Source organism: Peribacillus sp. NPDC056705 (assembly GCF_043656335.1).
Genome location: NZ_JBHTYI010000042.1, coordinates 18,490 through 33,666, shown reverse-complemented (window position 1 = coordinate 33,666; position 15,177 = coordinate 18,490). Strand labels below are relative to the sequence as shown.

Sequence of the window (15,177 nt, the reverse complement as noted above, 5' to 3'; positions counted from 1 at the left end):
ACTGCATTTGATTTTTCGTCTATCGTATATTTAGTCAAAAAAACTGCACCTCCAATTGTTAGATGTTGTCTAACAATTGGGGTGCAGTTCAAAAGCAGCTCTCTTATTGAAGTAAAGTACAAACGATTATTGAAAAATGACTGTGTCTTTGCCACTTTCCATCACTGCCAGTTTGTGTGAAAGACTCCTGCCAGATCACGTCGTTCATAGGTATGTGCACCAAAGTAATCACGTTGTGCTTGCAAAAGGTTAGCATTAGAGATGCCTTTTCGATAACTATCGTAATAAGTGAGTGAAGCACTTAAACATGGAAACGAGATACCGGAATTTATTCCCTCACAGACAACCTTTCGCAATCCTACCTGGTAGTCCGTAACCTTTTCGGTAAAATACGGTGAGATTAATAAATTAGCCAGATTCGGCTGCTCTTGATAGGCTTCGCTAATGACGTTTAAAAATTCGGCACGAATGATGCAACCACCTCGGAAAATCAGCGCAATATCCTTTAAAGGCAAATCCCAGCCGTAAAGTTCAGAAGTCATTTTATATTGAGTAAAACCTTGCGCGTATGCACAAACTTTTCCCATATATAATGCTTGTCTAATATAGTCAATCCACTCATTTTTATCCAATTTTTGCTGATTGTTTTCAGGGCCTGTTAAAATATTTTCTGCATTAACCCGTTCTTCTTTTAAAGCGGAAATGTAACGGGCAAACAAAGACTCTGTAATAATCGAAACTGGTATTCCGTTATCAATAGCTTGCATGCTGGTCCATTTGCCTGTACCTTTTTGTCCTGCTTTATCAAGAATCACATCGATCAAGGGTAAGCCCGTCACATCATCTTTTTTCCTTAAAATTTCAGCAGTGATTTCGATTAAATAACTTTTCAGTTCGCCTTGATTCCATGTTTCAAAGATGTCAGCAATTTCATGGACTTCCAAATGCAACTTTTCTCTTAAAAATGTATAGGCTTCGGCGATTAATTGCATATCTGCATACTCAATCCCGTTATGTACCATTTTTACAAAATGACCTGCTCCTTTTGGACCGATATAGGTACAGCAAGGGTCAGCATTTACCTGTGCTGCGATTTTTGTCAGAATCGGAGCTACTTTTTCATAGGCGCCTTTATCTCCACCCGGCATGATTGAAGGTCCCTTTAATGCCCCGACTTCTCCACCAGAAATACCAATTCCCAAATAACTGATTCCTTTAGATTCCAATTCATCATATCTGCGTTCAGTATCTTCGTAATGGGAGTTACCGCCGTCCATGATAATATCGCCTGATTCAAGATGAGGAAGCAATGAATTGATCACCGAGTCGATCGGCTTACCCGCAGTCACCATTAGAAAAACCTTTCTTGGAGTTTCCAGTGACTGAACAAAGTCTTGGATTTCGTAATACGGATGGAGCGACTGACTATCCAATTCAGCTACAAGCTGATCCGTTAAATCCCTTGTGTAGTTATAGACAGCCACTCGTTCCCCTTTACTAGCCATATTTAATGCGATATTACTGCCCATTACCCCTAAACCAATGACACCAATTGTATTGTACATTTATTTCTGCTCCTTCTATGTAAGAATAATAGGCAGTAAATCCCTGCCATAGTGGGGGATTTACTGCCGGGAAAGGCTTATACAAATAAGCTTAGTAATAGAATGAATCCTAATCCAGCTACTGAAATGATCGTCTCAAGCAAGGTCCACGTTGCAAATGTTTCTTTCATGCTTAAACCAAAATACTCTTTAAACATCCAGAAACCAGCATCGTTAACGTGTGAAGCGACTAAACTTCCCGCTCCTGTAGCAAGCACAACTAGAGCAAGGTTAACGTCCGTCTGACCTAACATCGGAATTACTAAACCAGCTGTCGTTAAGGCAGCAACGGTAGCAGATCCTAAGGAAATACGCAGGATTGCCGCGATGATCCAGGCAAGCAAGATCGGTGATAATGATGTTCCTTTGAACAATTCAGCTACATAGTCACCTACACCGCCGTCGATCAATACTTGCTTGAAGGCTCCTCCGCCCCCTATGATTAAAAGCATCATCCCGATATGCAGGATTGCTGATGTACAGGATTCCATAATATCTTTCATTGGAATCTTTCTTGCCAATCCCATTGAATAGACCGCAAATAATAAGGAAAGCAACATGGAAGTACCGGCCTCACCAATAAAACGGATAGCTGCCAGTAGACCATTATCTTCAAATCCCATTGTTTTTTGCATCAAAGTGATAATCGTAGCAATTGACATTAATATAACCGGAAGTAAAGCAGTAAATACACTGATCCCAAATCCAGGTGTTTCTTCAAGTTTAAATGATTTTTGTTCTCCTAAAGAGGCAATGCTGCCTGTTTTCGTAAATGATTCAGGTACTAATCTTTTAGCTATCTTCGTAAATACCGGTCCAGCTAAAATAACGGTTGGAACCGCAATAATGAAGCCGTAAAGTAAAACCTGACCAATGTCTGCACCATATTCACCAGCGATGACGGTTGGCCCTGGATGCGGCGGCAAGAAACCGTGTGTTACGGATAATGCCGCTACCATTGGAATACCAAGATACAGTATCGAAACTTTCAATTCCCTTGAAATTGCAAATACGATTGGAATTAATAATACTAATCCCACTTCAAAAAACAATGCGACACCGATAATAAATGATGCTGCAACGACTGCCCATTGAATATTCTTTTCACCGAACTTTTTAACAAGGGTCATGGCAATGCGCTGCGCGCCACCTGAATCTGCGATTAACTTACCCAACATCGCTCCAAGTCCAAAGATTAACGCTAAGTGACCGAGTGTTCCGCCTAACCCAGCTTCAATGGTTTTGACAATTCCATCAAGTGGCATCCCAAGCGCTAAAGCCACTCCAAACGATACAATGATCAAGGAAATAAAGGTGTTTAATTTTAAACCCATTATTAAAATTAATAATGCGACAATTCCTAAAGCGACAATAACTAACGGCATTGTAATTCCTCCATGTCTTTACTTTGTAGCATTTATTAAGTTTCTTTGATAATTCGCAATCTGTGTATATTCGTTTTCCAATACCCTTGATAGGTTAATGAAAATCGGCAGTAGTTGTCTATATTCTTTTACAGAATCATTTTTCGGTGTGTGCTTGTGGGTATTGCCTATCATTTCAGAAACTACTTCGAAGGAATCAATTTCCCCGGTGGCATATAACCCCAATATACAAGCACCCAGGCACGAACTTTCGTAGCTTTCTGGAACCACGACTTCCGATTCGAAAATATCGGACATCATTTGCCGCCAAACAGCAGACCTTGCGAAGCCACCCGTAGCTTGAATTCGGGTAACTGGACCGTCCATACATTCGGTTAAGGCTAAAAATACTGTATATAAATTGTAAATGACCCCTTCTAGAGCCGCTCGAATCATATGTTCTTTCTTATGCGAGAGTGTTAATCCGAAAAATGATCCCCGTACATCCGGATTCCATAATGGTGCACGTTCACCTGCGAGATATGGATGGAATAACAATCCATCGGCGCCTGGTCTTACTCGTTCGGCAATCTTGGTCAAGACTTCATAAGCGTCGATGCCAAGCCTTTTAGCCGTTTCTACCTCGGAGGAAGCAAATTCATCGCGAATCCAGCGAAGGACCATCCCGCCATTGTTTACCGGCCCGCCAATCACCCAATGCTTTTCCGTTAAGGCATAGCAAAAGATTCTTCCTTTTTCGTCGGTTTTCGGCTCGTCTATAATCGTCCGAATCGCACCGCTTGTCCCAATCGTGACAGCGATTTCACCTTTCCGGATAGCGTTTACACCTAGATTTGAAAGAACACCATCACTTGCTCCAATGACAAAGGGGGTTTGTGGATCAATCCCGATTTGTTTGGCTAAATCCGGGGCACAGTTGTTAAAGACCTTTGTTGTTGGTACGAGTTCAGATAATTGCCCACGAGTTATTCCGGCAATTCTTAAGGCTTCCTCATCCCAATCCAAGTTTTTGAGATTCATCATGCCCATCGATGAAGCAAGAGAATAATCGACAACATATTGATCAAAGAACTTTTTAAAGATATATTCTTTAATCCCGATATACTTTTTAACATGGGTTGCGATCTCTGGACGATCATTCACGATCCAGGCGATTTTGGATAATGGAGACATCGGGTGTATCGGCGTTCCGGTCCGTTTGTAAACTTCGTGCCCATCTAATTCATCTTTTATTTTATGGGCCCAAGCTTCACTGCGATTATCTGCCCAAGTGATACAACGGGTCAGCGGCTGGTCATTTTCATCCATGGCTATAACACTATGCATCGCACTGCTAAATGAAATAAATGATATCTGTTTATCTGGATGCTGCTTCGTTATATTTGTAAAGGCTTTCAAAACGGCCTGAAAAATCTCTTCAGGGTCTTGTTCCGCTGTTGTCATATCCGGTGTGTAAAGAGGATAACCAATATTCTCCTGCTCGATGACATCGCCTTTTTTCGTGAATAATACCGCTTTTGTACTTGTTGTACCGATGTCTACACCTAACATATAGCTAGTCATTTTCTTGTTCGACTCCTTTTGAAAGCATCTGTTGGGCCGTCCATAAGTCTTCAACTTTCTCTTGAACATCATCAAAGTTTTCATGTAGCGACTTAATCATGAGGTCCCGATCTTTTGTCCTGATTGCATCAATATAAAGTTGATGGTTATTTATGATCCGTGTAAAATCTTCATATTTTTCTTTAAAACGACTGCGCATGGATAGAAGAATCAAACTTTCCATCACAGGTTTTAAATTATCCCAAATCATCAGGATGTAGGAATGATCGATGGACCGAATGATCGTTTCGTGGAAGAGGACATCCTGATAAGAAAACTCATCAGCATCTCGATATTTTATGGAAATTTTCATCATTTCCAGTATTTTACTGAGTTCCATCACTAATTCATTCGTTTCCATCCTTACTAGCCTTTCAAATACAAACGTTTCGATGAGTATACGCACATCATAAATTTCTGCATATTTTTTTTCTGTTAAACCAATGACAACCGCACCCATTCTTTCCAATCGGATGATATTTTCAGAGGCCAATATTTTTAACGCTTCACGAACTGGCGAGCGGCTTACGCCGAAATCGGCAGCTATTTTATTTTCAGATAGGATGGCACCGCTTTCAATCATCCCCGAAATAATGCGCATTCTAAGCTCGGATGTTACACGATCACCTGCAGAAGCTTTTGAAAGCCATTTTACAGGATATAGAAACTCCTTTGATTCAGCCATAAATTCACCTTCCAATAGAGTTCAAGTACACTTGTATACAAGTATTTTATAATAATAATAATGAATAATGCAAGCATTTTAAATGTAACCTGATTCTCGTTACTATAAGTCAAAATGATATAAGATTATGGTGAAAATAATGAAACGGACTAACCTGCTCCGTTAGTTCCACAAGAAAAAGCTGTCTTAAAGACAGCTCCAATCTTCAGCTAATGCACCTGTTAGTTCCATAAGAAAGGCGAACCTTATTCAAGAACCGCTCCGAATTCTGGAATAACTTCTGAGCCTCTATTAGCTGATTTAACACAATAACGGATACTCCATGGCAGTTTCTAGTATCGTTTCCCGTTTAGCTAAATAACCAGAACCCATTATTTATGATACGGTTCACCGCACCTATTCAAGCAGTGACTTTTTTAAAGCTGTCAGCCTTTTAATTTTACACTTCTACTTTAAATCGACGCTGCTGAGGAAGCAGCTGCTTGATCAGCCTTCACACAATCAATTGCAACAACGAGGGCAATAATAATGGTTTCCATCTCTTCATCTATTATTTGAACCTTGTAGCTATCGCCCCAAGTGAACCACTCCTTGCCCACTTTACCTACGATTTTACCATGCTGTAAAACTTGAAAATCCATATCCCACCAATTACCATGTACTTCAATGCCTGCCGCATCAATTGTATATCGTGCTTTAATGAAGGAAAATTCCTTCTTTATTGTTAATACCTCTCGACCATTCACCTCAACAAAAAACTTTGGTAAAAAGCTGAACACCTTTTTCGTAATGAGGGCTACTTCATCTCTTGCTATATTCATAATGGAGAAAGTCTTTGGAACTTGCATAAAACTTCCCTCCACGTAATATATATCCTTCTCCTGCTGATCCTTTACTGTAAATTTCCCGCTAAGACTGAATACCTTCTGCTTTATATAAAGCTGCCTCATATTTATGCCTCCCTACCTTAAATCTTTTACATTACTTACGTTTGAAATGGACATTGGTTCCAATCTTATGCATTATAAATTCCAGATAATAGTTCCACTCAAAAGCTCCTTCTTTTCGGTTCACCACTATTTATCCTTAACTAATTTACCTTTTGTAAAGTCAGCATTTCTTCCCTCGCAATCTGGCCCAATTGTTGAACAACTCCATATGCACTCTAGAACTATCCTGACCCTTTAATTCCATAAGAATCAACACCTTGCACTAATAAGGTTGTATATTCATCTTCATGTGCCTCCCCTCAATAAATTAAGGTCAAGTCTTAGATACAATGGGAGAGCGATTATTAAGAGGGCATTTTACTGACAAAAAATACGGACAAAACCTGTAACGACATGAATTGTTTTATTTCGTTTATCTTCCTAAAATATCCGCAAATACTCCGATTACAGCCGATTATCCCTGATTAAATGACCTGACTGGCATGTAAGCACCAAATGATAACGCTTCCCTTCACTATCTCGGCCTTTTCCTTGTGAATGTCCCCTCTTCCCTTGAATCTGAATCTCAGCATGTTACGATAAAAAGGTTGAAAAATACGAACGGAATTACGAACATTGAACTTTTAGGAGGGCATAATGTTGAGAGATAAAACTGTTGCATTTTTAGGAGCAGGTTCGATGGCAGAGTCGATGATTTCAGGAATTGTGCAGATGGGGAGCATTCCAGCAGAGAGAATTTATGTGACAAATCGCCGCAATCAATTACGACTCAAGGAAATGAATCACGTGTATGGCGTTCAGGCGGTCCATCAGGATGCATTGCCATATGAAGAAGTTGATTTCTTTATTTTGGCAATGAAGCCCCAGGGAGCAGCAGATGCTCTCGATGCATTGAAAGATAAAATAAAAGTGGATCAAGTTGTGATTTCTGTTTTAGCGGGCATTTCCACTGAATTCATGGAAAGTCATCTACAGCTTGGACAGCAAGTTGTGCGGTTGATGCCAAATACGTCGAGCATGATCCGGGAGTCTGCAACTGCGTTATGTCCGGGAAGACATACAGCGATGGACAATGTGATAGCAGTGAAGGAACTGTTTGGCTGTTTGGGAAAGGTGTTCTTAATTGAAGAAGAGCAAATGGATATTTTTACAGGAATTGCAGGAAGCGGACCTGCTTACTTCTATTATTTAATGGAGCATATGGAATATGCCGGCGTTAAAAAGGGTATGGATGAAGCGATGGTCCGTGAGATTGTAGCCCAAACGATTTTAGGGGCAGCCAAGATGATTATGGTGAACGACGAGGCACCGGCAAGTCTCAGAGAAAAAGTCACTTCACCAAATGGAACGACAGCATCCGGACTTGAGGCTTTACGGAAAAATAATGGCGGCAGAGCCATTTCACAGGCGATTCATCATGCAGCGAAACGTTCGAAAGAGCTGAATGAAGAGATGGCAGTAGCGTACAGGAAATCGACTATTCCCCGAGAGTATTGTGGCACTTCAGTACCATAAGAGGAAGGTGTCCAAGTTAACTATCACCATGGATCCTCCTTAGTAAAATATATGTATCAAAAGATATGGTTATAAAATGATAATCCTATCAAATAGTTAGAATAAATAAAAACGTAAGAAAAACGGAGGACAACATGAAGAGAATCCTTAAGATCGCTAGTGCTTTTATCGGAATTCTTATCGGAGCAGGGTTCGCCTCAGGACAAGAAACCATGTTTTATTTTGTAAGCTTCGGGAAATTGGGCACAATTGGAGCTATCATTTCAGTCGCTATTTTTGGATACCTTGGAATGATTCTGATGAAGCTTGGCAGTCGTACACAAACAGATTCGCATCAGGAAGCAATTTATAAGATTTGTGGTCGCTTTCTCGGCGGTATCATTGATTATGTTCTGAACGCCATCCTAATTGGTATAGGAATTGTCATGATTGCGGGGTCAGGCTCGATCTTTGATCAGCAATTCGGATTACCTTCCTATATAGGCACCATTCTTATGACTGTTCTTGTTTTGATAACAGTTATGCTGAAAGTTGACCGTGTGATTAAGGTAATTGCATCCGTCACACCATTTCTGATTCTTGTCGTACTTTTTCTATTTATTTATAGTATGTTTACAATGAATTCATCGTTTACGTCACTTGAACCACATGCAATGGAACAAAATTCAGCTGCGGGACATTGGCTTATATCTGTAATAAACTATATTTCAATAACCATTGCAATGGGGGCTTCCATGACACTTGTTATGGGTGGAAATGAACCTGATGAAAGGATATCATCCATTGGAGGACTTATAGGAGGGCTTGCTTTAGGTCTACTTGTTATAATTAGTCATCTTACTATTTTCTCACATATTCATACAGTATCGGACTTAGATATGCCAATGCTGGGAATCGCCAACAGTGTTTCACCTCTCTTAGGTATTCTGTACTCTCTCGTTCTGTTCGCTATGATTTTCAATTCGGCAGTCAGCATGTTCTACTCATTTGGAACACGCTTTTCAAATCCGCAGACCACAAAATTTAAAGTAATCGTTATTTCATCACTGTTGATAGGATTTATAGCAAGCTTCTTTGGCTTCACTAAACTTGTTTCCTCTCTCTATCCAATCTTTGGCTATATGGGAATTGTTCTTATTATCGTTCTCATCATTACTCCATTCCGAATGAGTCGATTAACGAAAGAAAATTAAATGGAAAAACTATAAGGTTACACAGCTATTGTTTTTGGATGTAGCTTCCTATAAATTATAGGATAATCCTTTTCGTCATATTTCTCTTGAGTTATTGAAAATCGGGCATCAATTCCCTTTTTATTTCCACGAGCATCAAGCCTTTGTCATATATTAAGTGAATAACGATTATTGCTAATGAAGCATACAAGAAAAAGGATTGCAGTAAGATGCGGGGATACTTCCTCTACGATAGCTTTTAATGTCCATATAAAACTATATCCAAAAATGAAAAATAAAATTACATATAAGAAATCCAATATATACATTCCTTTAGAGAAATAAACTACTGAACTTTGCCTCACCACATTCACGCTGAATTTAAAATAATGTGTTTAATTGAATATAATGTTTGACTCTTATCAAGAGAGGTGGAGGGACTGTGCCCTTTGAAGCCCGGCAACCGTCAGTTATTTAACTGAAATGGTGCCAATTCCTGCAAAGCAATGTGCTTTGGAAGATGAGAGAAAGTAGTGAGGATTGTTTAACCAACCTTTCTACTAATGAGTAGAAAGGTTTTTCTTGAGAAAAAAACTTTCCTTTCCCCTGTATACTTCGGACAAACTAGCATACTAAGAGCTGATGCCAGCATTAATTTAGGGTCTTACATTAAAATCAACCGAATATAAAACTGTACTTGTATTTAAAAAATTATCTACAAGGAAATCGTTTGGAAATATGTATTGTTCTAACCATTTTCTTATTTCTTTAGATTCCTCATTATCTAATGCAATAGCTAATCGCACATTACTTCTCTCCTCATGTTAAAGAAAAATAGTAAGGAAAAAGCTGCCTTTTAAAGACCGCTCCAATTCTATTCTAAAGCACCCATTAGTTCAACAAAATCAATTAGCCTTATTATGCAGTTCAAATGACTCTTCAGAGGCATCCCATTTTACATTTACTTTTATAATTTCGCCTTCACCAATTATTGCTCCATTTTCTGATCCACCTCTAATTGTAAATACTTTTTCGCTAGGTGGTTCTTTGTATGCCTCAGTTTTAGTTCCGCTTGAAGTGGTTGTTTCATAAGTATATTCAAGGTTTTTCATAGAAGATAACTCTTTCAAAGAACCCTTATATTTTAATACAAGTTCATAGCTATCTTGGCTGGAATGAGTGGTTTGTTCGCCATTCTCTCCCCATAATTCAGTTCCTTCATAAGAATATACAGCTTCCCAATGTTCGCTTTCTCCTGTAAATTGATAATCATGTTCAGTCTTTTCCTCCGAATTAGTATCTTTTTTAGCAGTTTCCAAGTTAGCGGTATCCGAATTAAAATCTTTGTTAGTGCTGTTGGAACTACAAGCTGTTAAAACCATCAGTAAAAATAATACAGTAAAAATTTTCTTCAACTTAACTTCTCCTCGATGATAAAAATGCATTTATTTTCAATTTTACCATTTATAGTTTGCTTTTAAACCCATTATTTTTTTAGAATAATACCATCTTCACTTTGTTTTATATAGCATTTTAAAGTCCTTATTGCACTAAACCGAAAAGATAGTTGCATAAAGAAAGAGCCGCCTTAAAGACAGCTCCGATCTCCATTAATGCAGTTCAATAACATTTGAATTAATAAATATATCTAAAATTCTCATATTTTCCATACCGATACTCCTCATGGCTTCCCCAAATTATGCGCACAATCAAAGTAGATCACTATTACCACTATTCAATTTCCCTGACCATCAACAACTATGGGCTTCAACTTGAAAAGACTATAGTAGGTTGTTCCCCCATCGCCTGGAACTATATGTACATCTTTCGTTGAAAGTGGATTGTATGAAGTTTTCCGTTTCAACAAAGAAAAAAGCCCCCACACTGTTGGGGGCTTTCAACTTTAAAGATATACACATGTTAGGTGAGCACTCATTTAAGAATCCTTGTTAAACCCCTCTATTAAGGGATTTAGCGGATCATGCCGCCCATTCATTAAGATAAATAATAATAATAAATAGGTTTTAATAAAAAGGCTGTTTTCGCATACTTTGTTGCTATTTACCAAGTAGTGAGGTGTGGTTGATTTCCCCTCCAGATGCTCGCTTTCCGCGGGGCGGGCGGTGAGCCTCCTCGGCGTGAACGCCTGTCGGGTCTCACCTGTCCCGCTGCTCCCGCAGGAGTCTCGCACTTCCGCTCCAATCAACCTTAAATCGTTTCGTTTTAAAAACAACAATCTTTACGAAAAGAGCCAATAAAAAAGAGAAAAAGACTTTGAGCAAAATTATGAGCATTTTCATGATCAGGGTAAGGAACTTTTCCTTATCCTGATCCATATTAAAAGCTTTTTGTAAGGACTTAACTAAAATATGTCCATGAAACTATAATAACTCCATTATGTTGATCGAGTTTCGAGTGCATGACTTATACTCAAATACATTTACTCTTTAATAAATTCACTTCCTTTTATCGGATTTACAATCCCAAGCTGAAAAACATATGGTCCATACCAAGGGCTGTTTTGGTCATTGCTGTCTCTCCACCAATAGCAAACTTCACCATTTATTAATTTGCATACTACCACAAATACACCTGAATGAGTTTCGAATAATATAGGAATTCCCGTAACACCTCTAGCGAATATCTCAGATTTATACCATTCCCCCCCAGGGGGTTGCCAATAGTGGGTCAAAGCAGAACCAGAGCGAACGACAAGCTCTAAAGTACCAAATTTGCCTTTTATCGGAAGCGAAATGGAATAATTATTTGGATTGTCTTCATGCCATGGATATTCCTTGTTTGTATATAGTTCTGAATCATGGCCATTTTCAATATGTTGGATTAATTTCCTGACAGGGTCAGCTTTGTCTCGAATAATGGGATGACATAGATAACCACTATTTTTAGTATGGTAGTATATCATTTCTTCCAGTGTAAAGTAAGGGCGATAACGTATCATCTCTGAGTCCAGGGGGTTTGGATATTTTTTTTGCCTGAATCCAAGTTCCTTGGCCATGTTTACAAAGATAATCTCATCCATCCCCCAGGAAGTGGTTTCCATTAAAGCTTTTCTTAACTTTCCCATCCTTTCTGGTTCAAGTAATGCTTTAACAATAGGCCTCGAAATTACCTGTCCAACATTGAAAACTCCATACAAAGGATTAATATTAAATAATTTCTTCCATCTATTAACGTCTTTCCTAAGTTCCCTTCCAATATACCAATCTTTACTTGGAACCCTAAAGTCCACCCCCATGTAATCCGAATCTTTCATTTCATTTTGAATAAATTCTTCATATCCTTTTTTGATAAACAAAGCATCTGAGTCAATATTAATAAAGTATTGATACTGAGTCCCTAATTGTTCCAACCATTCCATCGTTTCAAGAAAATAAATGGCAGTATGCCCATACTCTAATTTACGACTGGAGGGGCAAACGGGAACACCTAGACCTTCACAAAGCGTCCTATCAGATCCCCCGTTGTATAAGACGATTGCACTGTTAGGGCAAAAAGAACGGACATTTTTAATTAGTTGCTTGACTAACTCTCTCTTTTCATGAACAAGGATGGCAAAACAAATTTTGCTTTTAGGTGATGTCATATATGCATTTTCATTGCTGTTTAAAACCTCAATATTATTAATTTGTATCTTTTCTATATCATTTCGTCCAGAAATAAGATTGGTCATTTCCTTCCTATTTCCACTTGCGCGTTTATAACGGTCGAGAAGTTCTAGATTCGCTTTACCATTTGGATTTGTTCCGTAGTTTGAAACAGGATGCCATACATGGTAAATTTCTCCTGTAACATTCGCTAATTTACCACAAAGTGTCTGGACAGAAAGTGAAAAAGCATCATCTTCGCCTCCCCAGCCACTAAACCGTTCATCAAACCCTCCGACTGCCTCAAAGTTCACTTTTGGTATGACAATAAGTTTTCCCGCAAAACCTGTGTAAATCCAATTTGCTTTGGTACATTCTTCAGATTTAACATCAAAAGGCCACGTTGGTTCTGTTTGAATCAGTCTTTCTGTACCTGATCTTTCAATGTCATAAATTTCAGTAAAAGGAACTACCCATGCTGATTCATTAAGTACCTCTATTGCTTTAACAATAAGTTTAGGGTCAAAAACGATATCCGCATCAGCTATTACAAAAATTTCTCTTGTTGCTTTTTTAGCTGCTACGTTTACAGCCTTGGATTTATTAATTTTATCGTTATCGATTATACCCAAGCATAATTCAGCTTCGGGCATGATACGTTCATAATACTGTTTAATCCATTTAAATGCTTCCGCTCTTGGGCCATTGTCTGTTTGGAAAGGTATGATTATTGAAACCTTTTCTAACAAAATTCCACTCACCTACCTTGTTATTAATAAAAAGGTCAATCCATATGCTGATGATACTATACGTAATTTGAAGCATGTTTGACACAGCTTTAAATCATAACTTTCTAAATCGTTTACTACACCATTAAATACCTAGGTATAGTAGGAAATATTGTTAAATCAAAATTCCTATATGAAAATTTTTTTTATTCACATAATTGATTGATTTGCCCCTTTCAAATCAACTAACATTCGCATTTTATAATGTAATGTACTGATTCATGCTTTCAGAGGGTTTAGAGTATCTGAGTGTGGGCGGGGCAATTTCTGACTTGGAGAGATGTAATGTGAAACTTGGTATCATGTGCGGAATCCCATTAAGTGGTAAATCAACATATGCTAAAGTACTACAGAGCGACGGATGGGTACGTGTATCTATTGATGACCTCAGGCTTTCCTTACATGGTCAAATATATAAAGCAGAGGCTGAACCACAAGTGTGGAAAACAGCTGAACTTATGGTCAGGTCGTTGCTAAAAAGTGGTCATAAAGTAATTGTAGATACCACAAACAGAACAAGAAAGCGCCGTAAACAATGGAGACGTGTGGCTAAAGAATTTGGGCTTACGTTAGAAATTTACCAAGTGGATACAGATTATGAAATATGTAAAGCAAGGAACAAAGATCTCATGCGACTACCTCAAGATGTATTAAAACAAATTCATAAAGAATACCAAAAACCGACATCGGATGAGGGAACTATTATTATGGTAAATTAGGAATCGTATTCAATATAAATGAGGTGATAATTCCTCGAGCCTACTTAATATTCTTATAAAAACTACGGTGTATAGGGGGAATGTAAGTGGAAAAGTATATTTCTTTTGATGTCGGCGGGACAAAAGTAAAACACGGGCTCTTATTAGAGAACGGAACCATTCTTTCACAAGGCAGTTACAGTACCCCGTGTACAAATCTAGATAAATTTATAATAAAAATGGTAGAAACAATTAATATGTACTTAAGAAATAATCATGTGTTGGGTGTAGCTATAAGTTTACCAGGCTTTATTAACCCGAATACAGGTTACTCAGAACAAGGTGGCGCTGTTACCGCGTTGATTAATCAGAATTTAAAGAATTTATTAGAAGCAAAAGTTCCACTACGGGTTGAAATTGAAAATGATGGAAACTGTGCTGCTATAGCAGAAAAAACAAGCGGTAATGCCCAAAATTGCACCGATTTTATATGTGTCACAATTGGCACTGGAATAGGAGGGGGGATTTTTGTTGACGGTAAACTTTTACGTGGTCATAGATTTAGAGGCGGTGAATTTGGTTTTATGATTACTCAAGCAAATGGGAAAAATTTCGGTGATATATGGCACTCCACAGGTTCAACTTCTGCCTTAATTAGGAGCTATAAAAAACTTAAGGGAATAAGTGAATATGAAAATGTTAAAGGGGAGACCGTTTTTTCAGAGGCTGCTAAAAGTAAATCGGTAAAAAAACTTATTGACGGATGGGCTAGAAATATTAGTTATGGAATTTTCAACCTAGCAGCAACTTTAAACCCACAAAAAATTTTAATTAGTGGCGGAGTATCCTCCCAACAGGATTTGTTAACTACTATAAAAAAACAACTAGACGATCTCCCTTGGTGGAAAGATATTAAGATTCCTGTTGAACTATGTAAACATCGAAATGACGCAGGAATGATTGGGGCAATGTATCATTTAATTCAACAACAAAGCTTATAAAAACTTATTATTTAAGTTACGGTTCACCTTAGTTTATAGAGTTATAGAAGAATACAATATGAGTCGTTACCAATGGGGACTAAAGAAAATGGCCCCGGTACAATACCGGGACCACCTAATAGCCGTTTAGGAACTTTTTACTGTCCGAAAAATGGAGCATAGTTCGGATTAC

Annotated in this window: 12 protein-coding genes and 1 riboswitch; of the genes, 4 read left to right on the top strand and 8 right to left on the bottom strand. The window is 38.3% G+C overall.

Annotation, left to right across the window (positions count from 1 at the left end; all coding sequences use genetic code 11):
* Positions 1-161: 161 nt before the first annotated feature.
* The 5 genes from gnd to ACFRAK_RS25395 form a co-directional block, all read right to left on the bottom strand.
* Positions 162-1,565 (bottom strand): decarboxylating NADP(+)-dependent phosphogluconate dehydrogenase, encoded by a 1,404-nt coding sequence (gene gnd / locus ACFRAK_RS25415; protein ID WP_387604842.1) that lies wholly within the window; start codon positions 1,563-1,565, stop codon positions 162-164.
* Positions 1,566-1,642: 77 nt separating this feature from the next.
* Positions 1,643-2,989, bottom strand: coding sequence for a GntP family permease (locus ACFRAK_RS25410; protein WP_260288077.1), 1,347 nt, complete (start codon positions 2,987-2,989; stop codon positions 1,643-1,645).
* 18 nt (positions 2,990-3,007) lie between these two features.
* Positions 3,008-4,552, bottom strand: a complete 1,545-nt coding sequence (gene gntK / locus ACFRAK_RS25405) for a gluconokinase (RefSeq protein ID WP_387604840.1) — start codon at positions 4,550-4,552, stop codon at positions 3,008-3,010.
* Entirely contained in the window at positions 4,545-5,276 is a 732-nt protein-coding gene (locus ACFRAK_RS25400) for a GntR family transcriptional regulator (protein WP_192207581.1), read from the bottom strand. Before ACFRAK_RS25400 ends, gntK begins: the two co-directional genes overlap by 8 nt.
* A gap of 452 nt (positions 5,277-5,728) precedes the next feature.
* Positions 5,729-6,226, bottom strand: coding sequence for an LURP-one-related/scramblase family protein (locus ACFRAK_RS25395; RefSeq protein ID WP_387604836.1), 498 nt, complete (start codon positions 6,224-6,226; stop codon positions 5,729-5,731).
* Between the two features lie 636 nt (positions 6,227-6,862).
* Here ACFRAK_RS25395 and proC point away from each other — a divergent pair.
* Together proC and ACFRAK_RS25385 are read left to right on the top strand one after the other, a co-directional pair.
* Positions 6,863-7,741, top strand: a complete 879-nt coding sequence (gene proC, locus ACFRAK_RS25390; RefSeq protein WP_260288702.1) for a pyrroline-5-carboxylate reductase — start codon at positions 6,863-6,865, stop codon at positions 7,739-7,741.
* A gap of 134 nt (positions 7,742-7,875) precedes the next feature.
* Positions 7,876-8,934: a YkvI family membrane protein gene (locus tag ACFRAK_RS25385; protein ID WP_387604834.1), complete on the top strand. Its 1,059-nt coding sequence runs from the start codon at positions 7,876-7,878 to the stop codon at positions 8,932-8,934.
* Between the two features lie 395 nt (positions 8,935-9,329).
* Positions 9,330-9,440: riboswitch (SAM riboswitch) on the top strand.
* Positions 9,441-9,569: 129 nt separating this feature from the next.
* Here ACFRAK_RS25385 and ACFRAK_RS25380 read toward each other — a convergent pair.
* The 3 genes from ACFRAK_RS25380 to ACFRAK_RS25370 form a co-directional block, all read right to left on the bottom strand.
* Positions 9,570-9,719 carry a hypothetical protein gene (locus ACFRAK_RS25380; protein ID WP_394572738.1) on the bottom strand — a complete coding sequence of 50 codons (150 nt, stop codon included), beginning with the start codon at positions 9,717-9,719 and terminating at the stop codon, positions 9,570-9,572.
* A gap of 99 nt (positions 9,720-9,818) precedes the next feature.
* Positions 9,819-10,328, bottom strand: a complete 510-nt coding sequence (locus tag ACFRAK_RS25375; RefSeq protein WP_394572737.1) for a putative periplasmic lipoprotein — start codon at positions 10,326-10,328, stop codon at positions 9,819-9,821.
* Positions 10,329-11,353: 1,025 nt separating this feature from the next.
* Complete coding sequence (locus ACFRAK_RS25370; RefSeq protein ID WP_387604831.1) at positions 11,354-13,267, bottom strand: galactosyltransferase-related protein; 1,914 nt, start codon at positions 13,265-13,267, stop codon at positions 11,354-11,356.
* Positions 13,268-13,593: 326 nt separating this feature from the next.
* Between ACFRAK_RS25370 and ACFRAK_RS25365 the strand changes: the two genes are divergently transcribed.
* Together ACFRAK_RS25365 and ACFRAK_RS25360 are read left to right on the top strand one after the other, a co-directional pair.
* Complete coding sequence (locus tag ACFRAK_RS25365; protein ID WP_192207573.1) at positions 13,594-14,025, top strand: AAA family ATPase; 432 nt, start codon at positions 13,594-13,596, stop codon at positions 14,023-14,025.
* Between the two features lie 86 nt (positions 14,026-14,111).
* Positions 14,112-15,005: an ROK family protein gene (locus ACFRAK_RS25360; RefSeq protein WP_387604829.1), complete on the top strand. Its 894-nt coding sequence runs from the start codon at positions 14,112-14,114 to the stop codon at positions 15,003-15,005.
* The last annotated feature ends 172 nt before the right edge of the window (positions 15,006-15,177 follow it).